This window comes from Alkalibacter mobilis (assembly GCF_015594845.1).
GTDB classification, from domain to species: domain Bacteria; phylum Bacillota; class Clostridia; order Eubacteriales; family Alkalibacteraceae; genus Alkalibacter; species Alkalibacter mobilis.
On record NZ_JADNRK010000003.1, the window covers coordinates 52647 to 69445 of the forward strand.

Below are 16799 nucleotides of genomic sequence, written 5' to 3' on the forward strand. Positions count from 1 at the left end.
ATCATTTCATTGTATTTATTTAATCGGCCGTTTTAAATCTATCAAAATGTCCGGCCGTTAAAGCTGCAAGTTCATGATCTTCGATGGAACTGGTTCTTCCATTTTCATATTCTTTGTCCACCCACATTTTGATTTTAAATACCAGCGAGTCATTTTTGGTGATTTTCTCATCATCGCGCAGGTCGTAGTAATTATTGATCCAGGCAGCAACACCCGCTAAACCCGAAGTTTGGTTGACCTTGATGACAACCGGCCTGTTGAGGATCTTTTTTGTGTCGAATGAATTATAGATCGCTTCGAATTTCATTATTCCGTCTGCATGGACTCCGGCCTTTGTCATATTGAAATCATCTCCTACGAAAGGTCTCTTCGCATCGATATGATAGTCGAATTCTTTCTCGAAGAAAAACCTGATCTCATTTATGATCTCCAAATTGATTTTTTTGTCGTCTCTCAATTGTCCATATTCAACGAGCATAGCCTCCAAAGGACAATTCCCCGTCCGTTCTCCAATTCCAAAGATAGTGGTATTTACAGAAGCTGCCCCGTAAAGCCAAGCTGTTGTGGCGTTTGTTACTACAGAATGATAATCATTATGTCCATGCCATTCCAAAGCTTCCGACGGCACACCGCAAAACTTCTTCAACCCGCTTACCATTGCCGGGATACTTCTGGGCAATTCAACTCCCTGATGCGACACTCCAAGACCCAGCGTATCGCACAAACGTATTTTGATCTGCACGCCGGCCTGTTTGCCAATCTCCTGGATGTTTTTTACCAAGGGCACTACGAAACCGAAATAATCGGCCCTGGTTATATCCTCCAGGTGGCATCGCGGGATTATACCCATATCCAGAGCTTTTTTGACCATATCCAGATACTTCTCCATACATGTGGTCCTATTGAGCCTCAATTTCTTGAATATATGGTAGTCAGAACAGGACATCAACATCCCGGTTTCCTTTATACCCATTTTCTTGACCAACTCAAAATCATTTTCATTTGCTCTGATCCATGAAGTTATTTGAGGAAATTCATATCCTTTTTCCATGCACGCATAGACTGCCTGTCTGTCTTTTTCAGTGTACAGAAAAAATTCAGACGTTCTGATGAGGCCGCTTCCATTGTCTATCTCATGCAGATAATCGTACAAAGACACGATTTGATCGACTGTAAAGGCGGACATTGACTGCTGACCGTCTCTAAATGTAGTGTCAGTGATCCATATCTCACCAGGAAGATCCATTGGAGTAGTTTCACCGTTAAATTTTATTTTCGGCACTTCGGTATAAGGAAAGAACTCATTATACAAATTAGGTTCTATGACATCAACTACTGAATATTTGTAGGAAGATACGTTGCTCAATATAAACATCACCTTTCATTAATGAATCTTTTATCTTATTTTTTCAAAATTCTGAAATTTGTACAGATAAAATTACATCTTTTATAGAGTAATGTTTATATTATCATAAACTCAGAAGTCTTTCAATGTAATAAAGAAAGATTTTTTCATTTTCTTTCATTTATACTTCAAAAAGACCGACTTTTCTCTTAACCTTGCCCAGTGTTCTGTTTGCAGCTCTATTGGTTTTAGCCGTGCTGTTCTCGACTATTTCCTTTATATAAGCCTTGTCTTCCTTCAACTCTGCAAATCTTTTTTGTATGGGAGCCAATGTATCTGCAACAGCTTCTCCAACTGCAGTTTTGAAATCTCCGTATCCTTTTCCTTCAAATTCCTTTTCGATATCCTTGAAGTCCTTTCCTGTGGCGCAAGAATAGATTTCCATCAAATTGGATACCCCGGGCTTTTCCTTTCTGTCAAATCTTACTTGTGTGTCGGAATCGGTTATAGCCCTCTTAAATTTTTTGATTATGACGTCCCTGGGATCCTGCAGTGTCACAAATGCATTGATATTTTCATCAGACTTGGACATCTTTTTTTCAGGCTCCTGCAAGCTCATTATTCTAGCTCCCTTTTTGCCAATATATGGCTCCGGGATCTTGAATGTCGGGGAATACAGATTGTTGAATCTGCTGGCTATGTCCCTGGTAAGTTCCAGATGTTGTTTTTGATCCTCACCCACAGGCACAAGATCGGATTGATACAACAATATGTCAGCCGCCATCAGTACAGGATAACTGTATAATCCAACTCTTATGTTTTCACCCTGCTTTTTCGACTTGTCCTTGAACTGAGTCATTCTTCCCAGTTCACCCATATAAGAGTAGCAATTGAGTAGCCATGCCAGTTCAGCATGAGCACTTACATGCGATTGAAAATATAAGGTCGACTTTTCAGGGTCTATACCTGCCGCCAGTAAAGTTATGAATGACTCAAAACTGTTTTTTCTCAAATCTTTCGGAACTTGCGGTACTGTAAGCGCATGAAGATCCACTACGCAAAAGTAACAGTCATAATCATCCTGAAGGTTCACCCAATTCTTTATGGCTCCAAAATAATTTCCTATGGTAAAAGAGCCCGAAGGCTGAATGCCGCTGTATAATATCTTCTTTTTTTCTTCCAAAACGCTCTCTCCTTTGTGGTTTTATCTGAATATCAATCCACCGTGTCTTCTTTGAGCAATTGAACTTTAGACAATTTATAATTGGTTATGTGGAGTCTTTCCAGTGTTTCTGCAAACTCTTTGGTTCCGCCTGTAGTGTATATCTCTTTTATTCCACCTTTACCGTCATTTTTGATATTATTTGACTCAAGGTACTCTTCAAGCAACTTGACCTGCTTGCTCGCCGGATTTATAAGTTTGAGTCCAGGATAAATCTCAGCTATCTCATTTTCGATTATTGGAAAATGACTGCAACCCAATATCAACTCTTTAATGTCTCCCTTTTCCAATATTGGATCGATGCACTCGTGTATGTGTTTATCCAGCAAATATTTGTGTTTCAATTGATCGTTGATTATTTGCGGCAGCTTTCTTGAATCATTTGCCACAAAGTGTCTTTCTCTATCCAGCATCTTCAAGGTCTTGTCGTAAACTCCACTTTTGACTGTAGCAACGGTAGCAATCAGACCTATGTCCGACGATTCGCTGCTTTCAAGGGCCGCCATGCAACCGGCTTCGATAATACCAAAAATCGGGACCTCATGTTTTAATTTATCTATTTGTGAAGAAACCGTATTGCATGCGAGCAGTATTGCCTTCACCTTGTTGTTTTCAAGGAATTTGATAATTTCATTCGCAAGAAAAACTATTTCTTCCTCGGTTCTGTTGCCGTAGGGCATTCGCTTTGAATCCCCAAAATATATTATGTTTTCACTCGGCAGCGATTTGATTATTTCCTTGACTACCGTCAATCCTCCCACACCGGAATCCATGACCCCGATTGGCAAATTTTTGTCCGACAAGTTATCACTCTCTTCCAATAAATATATGATAAATATCATCTAAATATTTTATCACAAAATAGAGAGTGGGTGTAAAAAAAATAACCTTATCAAATCCATAAAAAATGACCCTTGGAATATAAATATTCCAGGGCCATTTTTCTGTATTTGATTCGCAAGTAAGTGCTTATCTTTTTGAAAATTGAGATGCTTTTCTTGCTTTTTTGAGTCCGTATTTTTTTCTTTCAGTCATTCTAGAGTCTCTTGTAAGGAATCCTGCTTTTTTAAGGTCTCCTCTAAGATTTTCATCAGCTTTGATCAAGGCTCTTGCAATACCGTGTCTGATTGCACCAGCTTGGCCTGTAAAGCCTCCTCCATGAACGTTTACGATTATATCAAACTTATCCAAAGATTCGGTCAATGTCAAAGGTTGTTTTGCTATAACTTTTAAAGTTTCCATTCCAAAGTAATCTTCAAGATCCTTTTTATTAACTGTGAATTTTCCACTGCCTGGCAAAATTCTTACTCTTGCTACAGATTTTTTTCTTCTTCCTGTTCCCAAGTATTGAGTTACTGACATATTATTTCCTCCTCTCCTTATACGTTAAGTTCCAAAATTTCTGGTTTTTGTGCTTCATGCGGATGCTCGCTGCCTTTGTAAACTTTAAGCTTCTTGAACATTTGTCTTCCAAGGATGTTGTGTGGCAACATTCCCTTTACGGCTTTTTCTATGACAAATTCAGGTTTTTCCGCAATCAATTTTCTGTATGACATTTCTTTCATTCCACCGATGTATCCGCTATGTCTTCTATACATCTTCTGATCAAGTTTCTTTCCTGTCAATGCCACCTTTTCTGCGTTTATCACAATAACAAAATCTCCTGTGTCAACGTGAGGTGTGTAAATCGGTTTATTTTTACCGCGAAGAATTTTTGCTACTTCGCTGGCCAATCTTCCTAATGTCTTGCCATCTGCGTCAACAACGAACCATTTTCTTTCAACTTCGCCGCTTTTGGCCATAACTGTGGATCTTGCGTTCATTTTATATCCTCCATTCAACTTTAACTCTTTATTAATTAACCGATCCGGGGCTAGTGGATCAGATAATGTGCCAACGTATATTCTATTATAAAACCATTTATAAGTCAATAAAATGCAAAAATTAATATATAACTTTTTTTAAATACAGTCCTTGGGGCGGTGCCGTTTTGCCGGCCAGATTTCTATCTTTGCCCTTGAGCAATTTCGAGATCTTGTCCGGATCGATTTTGCCCAAACCCACATCGACTAAAGTTCCGGTCATGATTCTCACCATGTTGTATAAAAACCCATTGCCAGAAACGACCATGATTATTTGATCTTCCCTTGTTGACAAAGAGTATTCGCAGATCGTCCTGACCTTGTTTTCAGAACCGCTCTTTATGGATGAAAATGTCGTAAAATCGTGGGTTCCCTTCAAGCACTCCATGGCTTTTATTATTGCTGTCCTGTCAAGGTGCGGCTTAACGTGCCAAACCCTGTTACGATCCAGAGCACTTCCATAAGGATCGTTGAGGATCCTGTACTCGTATACTTTTCCCTTGGCGCTGTAACGACTATGAAATTCATGTGATTGCTCATAGGCTCCAACTATCCTGATATCCCTTGGCAATTTTGAATTTATTGCCATTGGAAATTTTTCCGTCTCTATTGCGCTTTTAGTCAGAAAATTTGCCGATTGCCCATAAGCATGAACTCCGGCATCGGTCCTTCCAGATCCAATCAACTTTATCTTTTCAGAAGTTATTTTTTCTATTGCCCTTATTAGAACTTCCTGGATTGCCACACCGTTGGGTTGTATTTGCCAACCGCAATAGGCTGTGCCCTCGTATTCTATCACCAACTGAATGTTGCGCATAATCATCACCTAGATCCATCTGGTCAATATTACAGCACCGATCATGAGGAATGTTGTCGCATATGCGTAAATATCTATCCTTCCAAATTTCAATGCGTGCAGCCTGGTCCTGTTTTCTCCGCCTCTATAGCATCTTGCCTCCATTGCAATCGCAAGCTCGTCCGCCCTTCTAAATGCACTAACGAACAAAGGCACCAATATGGGTATCAGACTCTTTGCTCTTTGAATCAGGTTTCCGCTGTCAAGATCAGCGCCTCTGGCCTTCTGAGCTTTCATTATTCTGTCTGTCTCTTCCATTAGAGTCGGTATAAACCTTAATGCAATAGTCATCATCATTGCAAGTTCGTGTGCATACTTTCGTACTCCTGGAACGCCCTTCAATGAATACTCAATGCCGTCGGTAAGCGATATGGGAGAAGTGGTCAACGTCATCAAAGATGTTCCCGTTACGAGAAAAATCAACCTTAATGCCATAAAAACCGCAACTTTCAATCCTTCTTCAGTTATCTTGAATATCCAAAACTGATATCTTACTGTACCCGGGGTCATAAATAAATTTATTGCCACAGTGATCATGATAATAAAAACCAGTCCTTTGACTCCTCTAAGGACGTAATTTACGGGTATTTTTGATATTAATGTTATTGTTATAAGAGTTGCAAATGCCACCCCGTAACCAATCATATTGTCAACCAAAAACAGTGCAACTATATACAACAACGTAAAGTGTATCTTAGTCCTGGGATCGAGCCTGTGTATGATTGAATTCGTAGGATAGTATTGCCCGATAGTAACATCTTTAAGCATTATCTTTTCTCCTAATCATTTTAACGATCTCTTCTTGAGCTTGATCTACCGTGTATACATTTTGATTGACCTTTGGATCGATTTTTTTTAATTCCCTCATAAGGTAGGTAACCTGGGGTACGGCAAGACCGATTTTCTCCAGCAGTTCAGCTTGCGAGAAAACCTTTTCCGGAACATCGTATATTTCGATTTTCCCTCTGTACATTACCATTATCTTATCAACGAATTTGGCTATGTCTTCCATACTGTGAGAGACCAAAATCACCGTTATGCGCTCATTTTCGTGCAATGACTTAATGACTTTAAGAATGTCGTCTCTGCCTCTTGGATCCAGACCTGCTGTAGGTTCATCAAGTATCAATATCCTGGGTTTCATTGCTAAAACACCCGCTATTGCCACTCTTCTCATCTGCCCCCCACTTAATTCAAAGGGTGATTTATCTTTAACTTTTTCATAATCCAGTCCCACAAGTTCCAAGGCATTTTTGACTCTGTCTGCAATTTCATTTTCATCCAGACCCAGATTGCCAGGTCCGTAGGCAACGTCCTTTTCGACTGTTTCTTCAAACAACTGATGTTCAGGATATTGAAATACAAGTCCAACTTTTTCCCGCACGGATTTTGGGTTGACATCCTTGTCGTTGATATCAACGCCGTCAATTATTATTTGTCCTGATGTTGGTTTCAACAAAACATTTAGATGCTGGATAAAGGTCGATTTTCCGGAGCCCGTATGCCCTATCAATCCGGTGAAACTGCCTTTTTCTATAACGCCGCTTATTTTGTCCAATGCTCTTGATTCAAATGGAGAACCTTCAGAATATATGTGTGAGAGTTCCTTGATTTCTATTGACATAATTCTTTCACCATCTCATCTACAGTTAATATATGTGATCCCAAAGGAATATTTAATGATTTTAAGTTGAATGCCAATTCTGTTATCTGCGGCACGTCCAGTCTCAAATCTTTCAACTTTTCAACTTGGCTGAGTATCTCCCTGGGAGTTCCTTCCATCGCTATTTTCCCACCATCCATTACCAGGATTCGGTCAGCATCGACCACTTCATCCATGTAGTGCGTAATGTGCAGTATTGTAATCTTTTCTTCCTTGTTGAGCCTCTTGATCGTATCCATGACTTCTTTTCTTCCTGAAGGGTCAAGCATGGCTGTAGGCTCGTCAAGTATGATACATTTCGGCTTCATGGCTAAAATGCCTGCTATGGCAATTCTTTGCTTTTGGCCTCCTGAAAGTTGGTGTGGTTTCTTATTGATGTATTCACCCATTTCAACAGTTGAAAGGGCTTCGTCGACTCTTCGTCTAATTTCTTCCGGCGGTATCCCAAGGTTTTCAGGTCCAAAGGCGACCTCCTCTTCAACCATTGTGGCGACCAGCTGATTGTCCGGATTTTGAAAAACCATGCCCGCTGTCTGTCTGATATCCCATACCCTGTCATGATCTTTTGTATTTATTCCTGCTACCATTACATCTCCTGTCGTCGGAAACAAAATAGCATTGATCAACTTCGAAAGCGTGGATTTTCCTGAACCATTATGGCCTATTATCCCGATAAATTCTCCCTCCGCCACTGAAAAACTGACGTTTTCTACAGCGACTGTATCTTCGCCTTCGTGTTTTTCATATATAAAACCGACATTTTTAAACTCAATCATATTTTCCATAAAAGCCTCATTCCTCTAAAAAAATGGACAAAAGGGATTAAACTTTTGTTTAATCCCACAGTCATCATTATACAAGTTCGATCAAAGCCGCTTCTGCTGCGTCTCCTCTTCTTTGTCCAAGTTTGTAGATTCTTGTATATCCACCATTTCTATCTTTGTACTTAGGTGCTATTTCGTCAAAAAGTTTAGCAACCACAGCTTCGCTGTTTATGTATGCCAAAGCTTGTCTTCTAGCGTGAAGATCTCCTCTTTTGCCTAAAGTTATCATCTTTTCGGCAATCTTACCAGTCTCTTTTGCTCTTGTAATTGTGGTTTCCAGTTTCCCATTATCCAATAAGGCAGTAACCAGATTTCTAAGCATTGCTCTTCTCTGATCTGTGGGACGTCCCAGTTTTCTATAACCAGCCATGTTTATCCCTCCTTCTTACTCGTCACTTTGTCTTAAACCAAGGCCTATTTCGGCCAACTTGAATTTAATTTCATTTAATGATTTTTTTCCGAGATTTCTGACTTTCATCATGTCTTCTTCGGATTTTTGTGTCAATTCATCTACTGTGTTGATATTTGCTCTTCTTAAACAATTGCTTGACCTTACTGAAAGTTCCAATTCTTCGATTGACATTTCCAGCATCTTTTCTTTTTTGTTTTCTTCCTTTTCGACCATGATCTCAACGGTCCCTACGTGATCTGTCAGATCGATAAACAAGCTCAAATGCTCATTTAGGATTTTTGCCGACAATGACACTGCTTCTTCCGGAGTGATAGTCCCGTCAGTCCACAATTCCAAAGTCAGTTTGTCAAAATCTGTCACTTGACCTACTCTGGTGTCTTCGACAGCGTAGTTGACTTTCTTTACCGTAGTGAATGAAGAATCAACTGGTATGGTTCCTATCGGTTGGTCTTTTGACTTATTTTTTTCGGCGGAAACATATCCTCTTCCTTTTTCAAGGACGATTTCCATGTTCAGGACCGCACCTTCGCTAAGATCTGCTATATGCATCTCGGGATTTAGTATATCCACGTCCGCATCTGCAATTATGTCTCCTGCTGTGACTTCGCCTTCACCTTTAGCTTCTATTCTCACGATTTTTGGTTCATCGCAATACAACTTGGAAGCAAGCTTCTTGAGATTCAGGATTATTTCCACAACATCTTCCTTGACTCCAGGGATAGTTGCAAACTCATGCAACACACCTTCGATTCTCACGCTTGTCACTGCAACACCCGGTAAAGAGGAAAGCATGATCCTTCTGAGTGAGTTTCCCAGAGTAGTCCCATATCCTCTTTCCAGTGGTTCAACTACAAATTTACCGTACTTGTTGTCATCGGAAATTTCCAAAATTTCTATTCTTGGTTTTTCAATTTCTATCATAATAAACCCTCCCATTTAATATTTTGACAGTTGAATTTTGAGGGTAACTAATCGATTTATGTCTATCTTGAATAAAGCTCAACTATCAAGTGATCTTCGATGTTAAGATCAATATCCTCTCTGGTAGGTAGTGCTACGACTTTACCCTCAAGCTTGTCAAAATCCACTTCCAGCCATTTTGGAGTTACTTTACTTGAAGTTGACTCCACGACAGCTTTGAACTTGTCGGATTTTTTGCTTTTTTCAGCTACTTGGATAAGGTCTCCCTCACTAATAAGGTAGGAAGGAATATTTACTTTTTTACCGTTAACTGTGAAATGTCCGTGTAATACAAGTTGTCTTGCTTCTTTTCTTGAAGACGCAAAACCCAGTCTGTATACAGTATTATCCAATCTGCTCTCTAAAAGTTGTAGCAAATTATCACCTGTGATACCACGTTTTTTTGCCGCCATCTCAAAGTATGATCTAAATTGCTTCTCCAGAATACCGTATATTCTTTTAGCTTTTTGTTTTTCTCTCAACTGAATACCGTATTCAGATAGCTTGGTTCTTCTTTGTCCGTGTTGTCCCGGAGCAAAAGCTCTCTTTTCCATCGGACATTTGCTGCTATAGCATTTATCGCCTTTAAGATATAATTTCATATCTTCTCTTCTGCATAGTCTGCACGATGCTTCTGTATATCTTGCCATTAGTTTATAACACCTCCCAATCTTTTACTAAACTCTTCTTCTTTTTGGTGGTCTGCATCCGTTGTGCGGAATAGGAGTAACATCTTTGATGGATGAAATCTCCAATCCTACTGCCTGTAATGATCTGATTGCAGCTTCTCTTCCTGATCCAGGACCTTTAACAAATACTTCTATCGATCTTAAACCGTGTTCCATAGCTACTTTTGCAGCTTCTTCCGCAGCCATTTGAGCCGCAAATGGCGTGCTTTTTCTAGAACCTTTGAATCCTGAGCCGCCAGCGCTCGCCCAAGAAATAGCGTTTCCAGAAACATCGGTTATGGTTATAATCGTGTTATTGAAAGTAGACTGGATATGCGCCTGTCCTCGTTCAATATTCTTTTTTATCTTCTTTTTTCTGCTTCTAACAACTTTTTTAGCTGCCATACCTGATTTCCCTCCTAACTACTATTTTTTCTTTCTGCTTACCATTCTCTTAGGACCTTTTCTGGTTCTAGCATTGGTTTTAGTCTTCTGTCCTCTAACAGGAAGACCTTTTCTATGTCGGAGTCCTCTGTAGCTACCGATTTCGATAAGTCTTTTAATGTTCAGGTTTACTTCTCTTCTCAGATCACCTTCTACATCAAAGTCTGCATCGATAATTGATCTTAACTCGTTTACTTCTGTCTCAGTAAGATCCTTGACTCTTGTATCAGGATTGATTCCTGCTTTGGTTAATATCTTTTGTGAACTGGTTTTACCTATACCGAATATATAAGTCAGAGCCACTTCAACTCTTTTATCTCTTGGTAAGTCAACACCGGCTATTCTTGCCATTAAATGTTACACCTCCTGTTTATTTTTGATTTATTATAATTAAGAACATAGCAGTATCCCATAGATACTCAGCCGCAACTACATTCATGTTTTAACCTTGTTTTTGCTTATGTTTGGGATTTTCGCAGATAACCATAACTCTGCCTTTTCTCTTTATGATTTTGCACTTTTCGCAAATAGGTTTCACAGATGGTCTTACTTTCATCTCAATTCCTCCTTTACCCCTTTTTTCCTTTTCCACGCCATATTATTCTGCCGCGGGTCAAGTCATAAGGCGATAATTCTACAATTACTTTGTCACCAGGCAATATTCGGATGTAGTGCATCCTCAATTTACCGGAAATATGAGCCAGGATCTTGTGCCCGTTCTCCAGTTCAACCTGAAACATCGTGTTAGGCATAGCCTCAAGAACCGTACCTTCGACTTCAATTACATCCTGCTTGGTCATTTTACAACCTCCTGTTCTCCAATAAGGCAATCTTTCTTGTACTTATCCAGTCCTCTTCGCAGTTCAGCGTTGTTGACTTTTAGACCTTTTGAAAGTTTTTCTCTTACTTCTTCTATTATGAAATTGGTTTTGGCGACATGTTTGACTTTTTTGGTTTTGCTCTTTTCGATCCTCCGAACATCACCATCCGCCAAAGCCAAAAGGCCGTTTTCTTCGTTTCTTATGACTACCATAAACCTGCCTTTGTCTCTTCCAGCGGTCGATCGTACAACCTGCCCCAAACTTAAATCACTATTATCCATTTTTCACCTCAAAGTTACTCAAGAGTGAGTATCAAAGGCGGACCTTCTTCGGTAATTGCTATGGTGTGTTCATAATGAGCGGAAAGTTTTCCGTCCAAAGTCACGACCGTCCAATTGTCCTTCAAAGTCTTCACCTTGTAAGTTCCCACATTAACCATAGGTTCTATGGCCAGAGCCATGCCCGGTGCTAACCTGGGCCCTCTGTTCGGGATTCCAAAATTTGGTATTGGAGGATCTTCGTGCATGTCTCTTCCTATACCGTGTCCAACATAGTCTACAACAACTGAAAATCCGTTTTCTTCAACAGTCTTTTGAATCCTGCTGGATATGTCAGATAGCCTGTTGCCGTTAACCGCATATTCAATGCCGTCGTAAAAGCTTTGCCTGGTCACTTCGATCAAGCGACTGGCTTCATCACTGATTTCACCTACTCCGTAGGTCTTTGCTCCGTCACCTACGTATCCGTCAAGGATGGCTCCTACGTCAACACTTACTATATCGCCTTCGACAAGTATTCTCTTGGAAGGTATGCCGTGAACGACTTCCTCATTTACTGACGTACATATGGATGCAGGAAATCCTTGATAACCTTTAAAAGCAGGCAATGCTCCGGATTTTCTTATGAAATCTTCCGCTAACCTGTCTAGTTCCATTGTAGTTATTCCAGGTCTGATGTGCTTGGCCATCTCTCTATGAACTCCTGCTACAATCTTACCCGCTTTTCTCATCAATTGAATCTCTTCCGGCGATTTAATTATGATCATTAATTTGCTTCCTCGAGAGCTTTCTTGATCTCGTCGAAAACTGCTTCGATTTCTTGCTGCCCGTCAATATCAACGAGCAATCCGGAGTTTTTGTAAAAATCGATCAAAGGCTGTGTCTGCTCGTTATAAACCTGTAGCCTTTTAGCCACAGTTTCTTCTACATCATCATCTCTTTGATACAGCTCTCCTCCACAAAGATCACATACTGCTTCTTCCTTTGGAGGATTAAAGCTTACGTGATAAGTAGCACCACAGGAACGGCATATCCTTCTCCCTGTGATTCTTTGGAGAAGAAGATTTTGATCCACTTCTATGTTTAACACTGCACTTAATTTCATATCAAGTTTTTCCAGTTCTGTATCCAATGCCTCAGCTTGAACCACAGTTCTTGGAAAACCGTCCAACATAAAACCAGTCTTGCAGTCATCTTCCGTCAATCTGTCTTTAACAAGGTCTACGACCAGTTCGTCTGGAACCAGAAGTCCCTTGTCCATGTATTCCTTGGCCTTAAGACCCAATGCTGTATTTTCTTTAAGATTCTTTCTGAAAATGTCTCCGGTTGATATGTGCGGGATGTTATAGGCTTCAACAATGTTTGCAGCTTGCGTTCCCTTGCCTGCCCCCGGAGGTCCTAATAGTATGATTCTCATTTTATCATCTCCAATACAGTTTTTTACTTCAGGAATCCATCGTAGTGTCTCATCATCATTTGAGCTTCAAGCTGTTTGATGGTTTCAAGAGCAACACCGACCACGATTAGAAGGCTTGTGCCGCCAAACTGAAGATTTAGATTCATCACATTCCCCAAGATGATCGGAATAGTCGCAACAGCCGCTAGAAAAAATCCACCAAAGAGTGTCAGTTTTGTTACCGATTTGTTTATATACTCGGTGGTAGGTCTACCTGGTCTGATTCCCGGTATGAAACCTCCATTTTTCTTTAAGTTGTTTGCTATCTCAATCGGGTTGAAAGTTATAGCTGTGTAAAAGAATGTGAATGCTATGATCAGAGAGATGTACATTATTGTCGTTACTGTAGTTCCCCATCCGAAATACTTCACTATCCAATTTGCGATCCCTGAATTTGGAAAGAAATTGGCAAGTGTTGCAGGGAACATGGTTATTGAACTGGCAAATATTACAGGAATGACTCCGCTCATGTTTACCTTCAACGGAATGTGTGTGCTTTGTCCTCCATACATTTTCCTGCCTACAACTCTCTTGGAGTATTGAACCGGAATTCTTCTTTGACCTTCCTGCACTGCTATGACCGCAACTATTACGAGCAATGCAAAAACAAAGAAAATAATAAGGCTGAATATATTCAAAGTGCCAACCTGAACGTATTTGACTAGTGCCGTTAAAGCAGATGGAAGTCGTGATATTATGCTTACAAAGATTATAAGTGAAATACCGTTTCCTATTCCGTTTTCAGTAACTTGTTCTCCAAGCCACATCAAAAATGCTGTTCCCGCCGTAATCGTCAGTACGGCCAAAGTGACCGTGAACAAAGTTTTTTCAGTCATTATCTGTTGAAATGTCAATGTCATGCCCAATGCTTGAACCAAGGCCAGTACAACAGTAAGGTACCTTGTGTATTGAGCGATCTTCTTTCTTCCCTCTTCTCCTTCTTTGGATAATCTCTCCAAATAAGGAATCGCGAATGAAAGAAGATTCATGATAATCGAAGCATTAATATAAGGTGTTATGCTCATGGCAAATATGGTAAAGTTGCTGAAGTTTCCTCCTGCAAAGATGTCATAAAAACCAAGCATGCCTCCATCCTGAATATATTGAGCCAGTACACTTGTATCAATATATGGAACTGATATGAAGCTACCTAATCGATAAATAAAAAGCATCAGTAATGTGAAAATGATTTTCTTTCTTAAATCGGGTATTCTCCATGCATCCCTCAAGGTAGAGAGCATATTAGATCACCTCTACCTTTCCTCCGGCTGATACGATCTTCTCTTCAGCAGCTTTGCTGATTTTGTTCGCTTTTACCGTTAAAGATACGTTTAATTCACCGTTTCCAAGCACTTTTATTCCTGATAAAGTTTTCTTTACCAATCCCGATTCAAGCAACAACTCGGGAGTTACTTCTGTGTTTGCAGTAAAAACATTTAAATCTTCTACATTTACGATCGCGAAATCTTTTCTGAATTTTGCGTTGCTGAAACCTCTCTTCGGAAGTCTTCTAGCCAGTGGCATCTGTCCACCTTCAAAACCTATTCTAACTCCGCCGCCTGATCTGGACTTTTGACCGTCCTGACCTCTACCGGCAGTTTTTCCTTGTCCTGTGGCAGTACCTCTACCTTTTCTTTTTTTCTTAGCGGTAGAACCCTCTGCAGGTCTTAACTCGTGTAATTTCATCTGTTACACCTCCTTATACTTCTTCTACTTCCAGCATGAAGTCAATCTTGCTTATCATTCCTCTTATTTGAGGTGTATCTTCCTTGATAACAGTTTGACCTATTTTTTTTAGTCCCAAGGCTTCAACTGTAGCAATTTGCTTGTCCAGTCTGCCTATTTTGCTCTTTTTTAAAGTAATCTTTAAATTTGGCAAGGATACTCCCTCCTATCCTAGAATTTCTTCTACAGTTTTTCCTCTTAATTTAGCTACATCTTCAACAGTTGTCAATCGAGACAACCCTTCCATTGTTGCATTTACCATGTTTCTTGCATTATTGGTTCCCAAAGATTTGGTTCTGATATCTCTAACTCCTGCCAATTCAAGTACCGCTCTTACAGGTCCTCCGGCAATAACTCCCGTACCTTGTCCTGCAGGTTTTAGAAGCACATTTCCGGCGCCATAATGTCCTACGACCTCATGTGGTATTGTTGTATTTGACAACGGGATCTTGATCAAATTCTTTTTGGCATCTTCGATTCCCTTTCTGATTGCTTCAGGGATCTCTATCGCTTTGCCTACACCGGCACCAACATGACCATTTTCGTCACCTACGATAACCAGACAGCTGAATCTGAAATTACGTCCACCTTTAACAACTTTTGTTACTCTGTTTATAGATACGACCTTTTCTTTAAGGTCTAGTTTGCTAGCATCAATCAATTTACGCTGCATGGATTAACCTCCTTTTCTAAAACTTAAGTCCGGCTTCTCTTGCTCCCTCAGCCAGTTCTTTTACCCTTCCGTGGTAAATGTATCCACCTCTGTCGAAAACTACGTTTTCGATACCTTTGGCAAGTGCTTTTTCAGCAATGGCGGTACCTACAGCTTTGGCTGCTTCCTTGTTTCTAGTAGACGTAAGTTTCTCTTTAAGATCCTTGTCCGCTGTAGAAGCACTGACCAATGTAGTTCCGTTTGAATCATCTATGATTTGAGCGTAGATATTCGCATTGCTTCTGAATACATTCAATCTTGGTCTTGCCGTAGTTCCGCTAAGTTTAAATCTAAGTCTTCTATGTCTGTTTTTTCTGATTTTATTTTTAACGGGCTTTTTTATCACTTGGAATCACTCCTTCCTACTTACCGGTTTTTCCTTCTTTACGTCTTATGCGCTCATCAGCATATTTGATTCCTTTGCCCTTATATGGCTCAGGTTGTCTTTTCTTTCTGATGTTTGCAGCATGCTCTCCGACTTTTTCCTTGTCGATGCCTCTGACGATTATCTTGTTTGTTCCTTCTACTTCAGTTTCTATACCAGCTGGGTCTTCCATCTCTACAGGATGTGAGTATCCCAAGCTTAAAGTCAATTTCTTGCCTTGCTTCGCCGCTCTATATCCGACACCGTTGATCTCGAGTCTTTTCTCATATCCGGTGCTGACACCTACGACCATGTTGTTGACAAGGGCTCTTGTTAACCCGTGAAGAGCTCTGTGCTCCTTCTTGTCAGATGGTCTTGATACTATGATTTCACCGTCGATTTGTTCTATCTTAATGTCGCCGTGCAGGTTCCTGGTAAGTTCACCTTTGGGACCTTTAACAGTCACATTGCTTCCGTCTACAGTTACGGTTACTCCCGCGGGAATAGCAACAGGCATTTTTCCGATTCTAGACATTCTAACACCTCCTATTATGATGATTTGTTACCAAACGTAACAAAGCACCTCTCCGCCTACTCCAACTTTTCTTGCTGTTTTATCAGTTACAACACCTTTAGATGTTGAGATAATTGCAATACCCAGTCCGTTAAGCACTTTTGGGATCTCATTCTTATTTGTATAAACTCTAAGTCCCGGCTTTGAAATTCTTTTTATTCCAGTTATGACTTTTTGCTTGTTGTCGCCATATTTCAAAGCGATTTTTATGCTGCCTTGCTTGTCGTCCTCTTTATACTCTACGTGTTTAATAAATCCTTCTTCCAACAATATACTGGCTATAGCCTTCTTTTCGTTGGATGCAGGGATTGTTACATATTCATGTTTAGCGTCATTTGCATTACGTATTCTTGTAAGCATATCTGCTATAGGATCGGTCATTACCATTTTGTGTACCTCCTTCCACTAAATCAATCTTACCAGCTTGCTTTTTTTACGCCTGGTATTTCGCCTTTGTAAGCCATTTCTCTAAAACATATTCTGCAAATACCGAATTTTCTCAAATATGCATGAGGTCTTCCGCAAATACGGCATCTATTATAAGCTCTTGTTGAATATTTCGGTGTCTTTTGTTGCTTGTTCACCATAGCTTTTTTTGCCATTTATATTCCTC

General features: G+C 40.1%; 27 protein-coding genes. All 27 read right to left on the bottom strand.

The annotated features are described in order from the left end of the window. Positions 1-19: 19 nt before the first annotated feature. Positions 20-1366: a beta/alpha barrel domain-containing protein gene (locus IWB18_RS02275; protein WP_225877739.1), complete on the bottom strand. Its 1347-nt coding sequence runs from the start codon at positions 1364-1366 to the stop codon at positions 20-22. 160 nt (positions 1367-1526) lie between these two features. After that, entirely contained in the window at positions 1527-2528 is a 1002-nt protein-coding gene (trpS, locus tag IWB18_RS02280) for a tryptophan--tRNA ligase (RefSeq protein ID WP_195681979.1), read from the bottom strand. A gap of 32 nt (positions 2529-2560) precedes the next feature. Further along, positions 2561-3370 (bottom strand): glutamate racemase, encoded by an 810-nt coding sequence (murI, locus tag IWB18_RS02285; protein ID WP_195681980.1) that lies wholly within the window; start codon positions 3368-3370, stop codon positions 2561-2563. 166 nt (positions 3371-3536) lie between these two features. After that, positions 3537-3929 (bottom strand): 30S ribosomal protein S9, encoded by a 393-nt coding sequence (gene rpsI / locus IWB18_RS02290; RefSeq protein WP_195681981.1) that lies wholly within the window; start codon positions 3927-3929, stop codon positions 3537-3539. 17 nt (positions 3930-3946) lie between these two features. After that, positions 3947-4390 carry a 50S ribosomal protein L13 gene (rplM, locus tag IWB18_RS02295; RefSeq protein WP_195681982.1) on the bottom strand — a complete coding sequence of 148 codons (444 nt, stop codon included), beginning with the start codon at positions 4388-4390 and terminating at the stop codon, positions 3947-3949. A gap of 121 nt (positions 4391-4511) precedes the next feature. Further along, positions 4512-5246 (bottom strand): tRNA pseudouridine(38-40) synthase TruA, encoded by a 735-nt coding sequence (gene truA / locus IWB18_RS02300; RefSeq protein WP_195681983.1) that lies wholly within the window; start codon positions 5244-5246, stop codon positions 4512-4514. Between the two features lie 9 nt (positions 5247-5255). Next, on the bottom strand, positions 5256-6053 hold the full coding sequence (locus IWB18_RS02305; RefSeq protein WP_195681984.1) for an energy-coupling factor transporter transmembrane component T family protein: 798 nt from the start codon (positions 6051-6053) through the stop codon (positions 5256-5258). Beyond that, on the bottom strand, positions 6046-6909 hold the full coding sequence (locus tag IWB18_RS02310) for an energy-coupling factor transporter ATPase (RefSeq protein WP_195681985.1): 864 nt from the start codon (positions 6907-6909) through the stop codon (positions 6046-6048). Before IWB18_RS02310 ends, IWB18_RS02305 begins: the two co-directional genes overlap by 8 nt. Continuing rightward, the gene (locus IWB18_RS02315) at positions 6900-7733 is read right to left on the bottom strand and encodes an energy-coupling factor transporter ATPase (RefSeq protein WP_195681986.1); all 834 of its coding nucleotides are present in this window, start codon (positions 7731-7733) and stop codon (positions 6900-6902) included. The genes IWB18_RS02310 and IWB18_RS02315 overlap by 10 nt, the downstream gene beginning before the upstream one ends. 67 nt (positions 7734-7800) lie before the next feature. Further along, the gene (gene rplQ, locus IWB18_RS02320) at positions 7801-8142 is read right to left on the bottom strand and encodes a 50S ribosomal protein L17 (RefSeq protein WP_195681987.1); all 342 of its coding nucleotides are present in this window, start codon (positions 8140-8142) and stop codon (positions 7801-7803) included. A 15-nt stretch (positions 8143-8157) separates the two neighbouring features. Further along, complete coding sequence (locus tag IWB18_RS02325) at positions 8158-9105, bottom strand: DNA-directed RNA polymerase subunit alpha (RefSeq protein ID WP_195681988.1); 948 nt, start codon at positions 9103-9105, stop codon at positions 8158-8160. Between the two features lie 62 nt (positions 9106-9167). Then, positions 9168-9794, bottom strand: coding sequence for a 30S ribosomal protein S4 (gene rpsD, locus IWB18_RS02330; protein WP_195681989.1), 627 nt, complete (start codon positions 9792-9794; stop codon positions 9168-9170). A 27-nt stretch (positions 9795-9821) separates the two neighbouring features. Then, a complete protein-coding gene (gene rpsK / locus IWB18_RS02335; RefSeq protein WP_195681990.1) occupies positions 9822-10217 on the bottom strand; it encodes a 30S ribosomal protein S11 in 396 nt (131 codons plus the stop codon). A gap of 21 nt (positions 10218-10238) precedes the next feature. Continuing rightward, positions 10239-10607 carry a 30S ribosomal protein S13 gene (gene rpsM / locus IWB18_RS02340; RefSeq protein ID WP_195681991.1) on the bottom strand — a complete coding sequence of 123 codons (369 nt, stop codon included), beginning with the start codon at positions 10605-10607 and terminating at the stop codon, positions 10239-10241. A 91-nt stretch (positions 10608-10698) separates the two neighbouring features. After that, entirely contained in the window at positions 10699-10812 is a 114-nt protein-coding gene (rpmJ, locus tag IWB18_RS02345) for a 50S ribosomal protein L36 (protein ID WP_025434559.1), read from the bottom strand. A gap of 13 nt (positions 10813-10825) precedes the next feature. Continuing rightward, complete coding sequence (infA, locus tag IWB18_RS02350) at positions 10826-11056, bottom strand: translation initiation factor IF-1 (RefSeq protein ID WP_195681992.1); 231 nt, start codon at positions 11054-11056, stop codon at positions 10826-10828. After that, positions 11053-11358, bottom strand: a complete 306-nt coding sequence (locus IWB18_RS02355) for a KOW domain-containing RNA-binding protein (RefSeq protein ID WP_195681993.1) — start codon at positions 11356-11358, stop codon at positions 11053-11055. Before IWB18_RS02355 ends, infA begins: the two co-directional genes overlap by 4 nt. Positions 11359-11372: 14 nt before the next feature. Further along, positions 11373-12122 carry a type I methionyl aminopeptidase gene (gene map, locus IWB18_RS02360; protein WP_195681994.1) on the bottom strand — a complete coding sequence of 250 codons (750 nt, stop codon included), beginning with the start codon at positions 12120-12122 and terminating at the stop codon, positions 11373-11375. Then, positions 12122-12772 carry an adenylate kinase gene (locus IWB18_RS02365; protein ID WP_195681995.1) on the bottom strand — a complete coding sequence of 217 codons (651 nt, stop codon included), beginning with the start codon at positions 12770-12772 and terminating at the stop codon, positions 12122-12124. The genes map and IWB18_RS02365 overlap by 1 nt, the downstream gene beginning before the upstream one ends. A gap of 23 nt (positions 12773-12795) precedes the next feature. After that, the gene (secY, locus tag IWB18_RS02370) at positions 12796-14052 is read right to left on the bottom strand and encodes a preprotein translocase subunit SecY (RefSeq protein ID WP_195681996.1); all 1257 of its coding nucleotides are present in this window, start codon (positions 14050-14052) and stop codon (positions 12796-12798) included. 1 nt (position 14053) lies between these two features. Continuing rightward, positions 14054-14497, bottom strand: coding sequence for a 50S ribosomal protein L15 (gene rplO / locus IWB18_RS02375; protein ID WP_195681997.1), 444 nt, complete (start codon positions 14495-14497; stop codon positions 14054-14056). A 13-nt stretch (positions 14498-14510) separates the two neighbouring features. Continuing rightward, positions 14511-14690 (bottom strand): 50S ribosomal protein L30, encoded by a 180-nt coding sequence (gene rpmD, locus IWB18_RS02380; protein WP_195681998.1) that lies wholly within the window; start codon positions 14688-14690, stop codon positions 14511-14513. A gap of 12 nt (positions 14691-14702) precedes the next feature. Then, positions 14703-15209, bottom strand: coding sequence for a 30S ribosomal protein S5 (gene rpsE, locus IWB18_RS02385; protein WP_195681999.1), 507 nt, complete (start codon positions 15207-15209; stop codon positions 14703-14705). Positions 15210-15225: 16 nt separating this feature from the next. Further along, positions 15226-15594 carry a 50S ribosomal protein L18 gene (gene rplR / locus IWB18_RS02390; RefSeq protein WP_195682000.1) on the bottom strand — a complete coding sequence of 123 codons (369 nt, stop codon included), beginning with the start codon at positions 15592-15594 and terminating at the stop codon, positions 15226-15228. A gap of 16 nt (positions 15595-15610) precedes the next feature. Beyond that, positions 15611-16147, bottom strand: a complete 537-nt coding sequence (gene rplF, locus IWB18_RS02395; protein WP_195682001.1) for a 50S ribosomal protein L6 — start codon at positions 16145-16147, stop codon at positions 15611-15613. A 27-nt stretch (positions 16148-16174) separates the two neighbouring features. Beyond that, positions 16175-16573, bottom strand: coding sequence for a 30S ribosomal protein S8 (rpsH, locus tag IWB18_RS02400; protein ID WP_195682002.1), 399 nt, complete (start codon positions 16571-16573; stop codon positions 16175-16177). A gap of 29 nt (positions 16574-16602) precedes the next feature. After that, positions 16603-16788: a type Z 30S ribosomal protein S14 gene (locus IWB18_RS02405; RefSeq protein ID WP_195682003.1), complete on the bottom strand. Its 186-nt coding sequence runs from the start codon at positions 16786-16788 to the stop codon at positions 16603-16605. Positions 16789-16799 lie beyond the last annotated feature (11 nt).

Coding starts and splice junctions, on each gene's coding strand:
- rpsI (WP_195681981.1), bottom strand. CDS start 3,929: ATGTCAGTAACTCAATACTTGGGAACAGGAAGAAGAAAAAAATCTGTA.
- rplM (WP_195681982.1), bottom strand. CDS start 4,390: ATGAACGCAAGATCCACAGTTATGGCCAAAAGCGGCGAAGTTGAAAGA.
- truA (WP_195681983.1), bottom strand. CDS start 5,246: ATGCGCAACATTCAGTTGGTGATAGAATACGAGGGCACAGCCTATTGC.
- IWB18_RS02305 (WP_195681984.1), bottom strand. CDS start 6,053: ATGCTTAAAGATGTTACTATCGGGCAATACTATCCTACGAATTCAATC.
- IWB18_RS02310 (WP_195681985.1), bottom strand. CDS start 6,909: ATGTCAATAGAAATCAAGGAACTCTCACACATATATTCTGAAGGTTCT.
- IWB18_RS02315 (WP_195681986.1), bottom strand. CDS start 7,733: ATGGAAAATATGATTGAGTTTAAAAATGTCGGTTTTATATATGAAAAA.
- rplQ (WP_195681987.1), bottom strand. CDS start 8,142: ATGGCTGGTTATAGAAAACTGGGACGTCCCACAGATCAGAGAAGAGCA.
- IWB18_RS02325 (WP_195681988.1), bottom strand. CDS start 9,105: ATGATAGAAATTGAAAAACCAAGAATAGAAATTTTGGAAATTTCCGAT.
- rpsD (WP_195681989.1), bottom strand. CDS start 9,794: ATGGCAAGATATACAGAAGCATCGTGCAGACTATGCAGAAGAGAAGAT.
- rpsK (WP_195681990.1), bottom strand. CDS start 10,217: ATGGCAGCTAAAAAAGTTGTTAGAAGCAGAAAAAAGAAGATAAAAAAG.
- rpsM (WP_195681991.1), bottom strand. CDS start 10,607: ATGGCAAGAATAGCCGGTGTTGACTTACCAAGAGATAAAAGAGTTGAA.
- rpmJ (WP_025434559.1), bottom strand. CDS start 10,812: ATGAAAGTAAGACCATCTGTGAAACCTATTTGCGAAAAGTGCAAAATC.
- infA (WP_195681992.1), bottom strand. CDS start 11,056: ATGACCAAGCAGGATGTAATTGAAGTCGAAGGTACGGTTCTTGAGGCT.
- IWB18_RS02355 (WP_195681993.1), bottom strand. CDS start 11,358: ATGGATAATAGTGATTTAAGTTTGGGGCAGGTTGTACGATCGACCGCT.
- map (WP_195681994.1), bottom strand. CDS start 12,122: ATGATCATAATTAAATCGCCGGAAGAGATTCAATTGATGAGAAAAGCG.
- IWB18_RS02365 (WP_195681995.1), bottom strand. CDS start 12,772: ATGAGAATCATACTATTAGGACCTCCGGGGGCAGGCAAGGGAACGCAA.
- secY (WP_195681996.1), bottom strand. CDS start 14,052: ATGCTCTCTACCTTGAGGGATGCATGGAGAATACCCGATTTAAGAAAG.
- rplO (WP_195681997.1), bottom strand. CDS start 14,497: ATGAAATTACACGAGTTAAGACCTGCAGAGGGTTCTACCGCTAAGAAA.
- rpsE (WP_195681999.1), bottom strand. CDS start 15,209: ATGCAGCGTAAATTGATTGATGCTAGCAAACTAGACCTTAAAGAAAAG.
- rplF (WP_195682001.1), bottom strand. CDS start 16,147: ATGTCTAGAATCGGAAAAATGCCTGTTGCTATTCCCGCGGGAGTAACC.
- rpsH (WP_195682002.1), bottom strand. CDS start 16,573: ATGGTAATGACCGATCCTATAGCAGATATGCTTACAAGAATACGTAAT.
- IWB18_RS02405 (WP_195682003.1), bottom strand. CDS start 16,788: ATGGCAAAAAAAGCTATGGTGAACAAGCAACAAAAGACACCGAAATAT.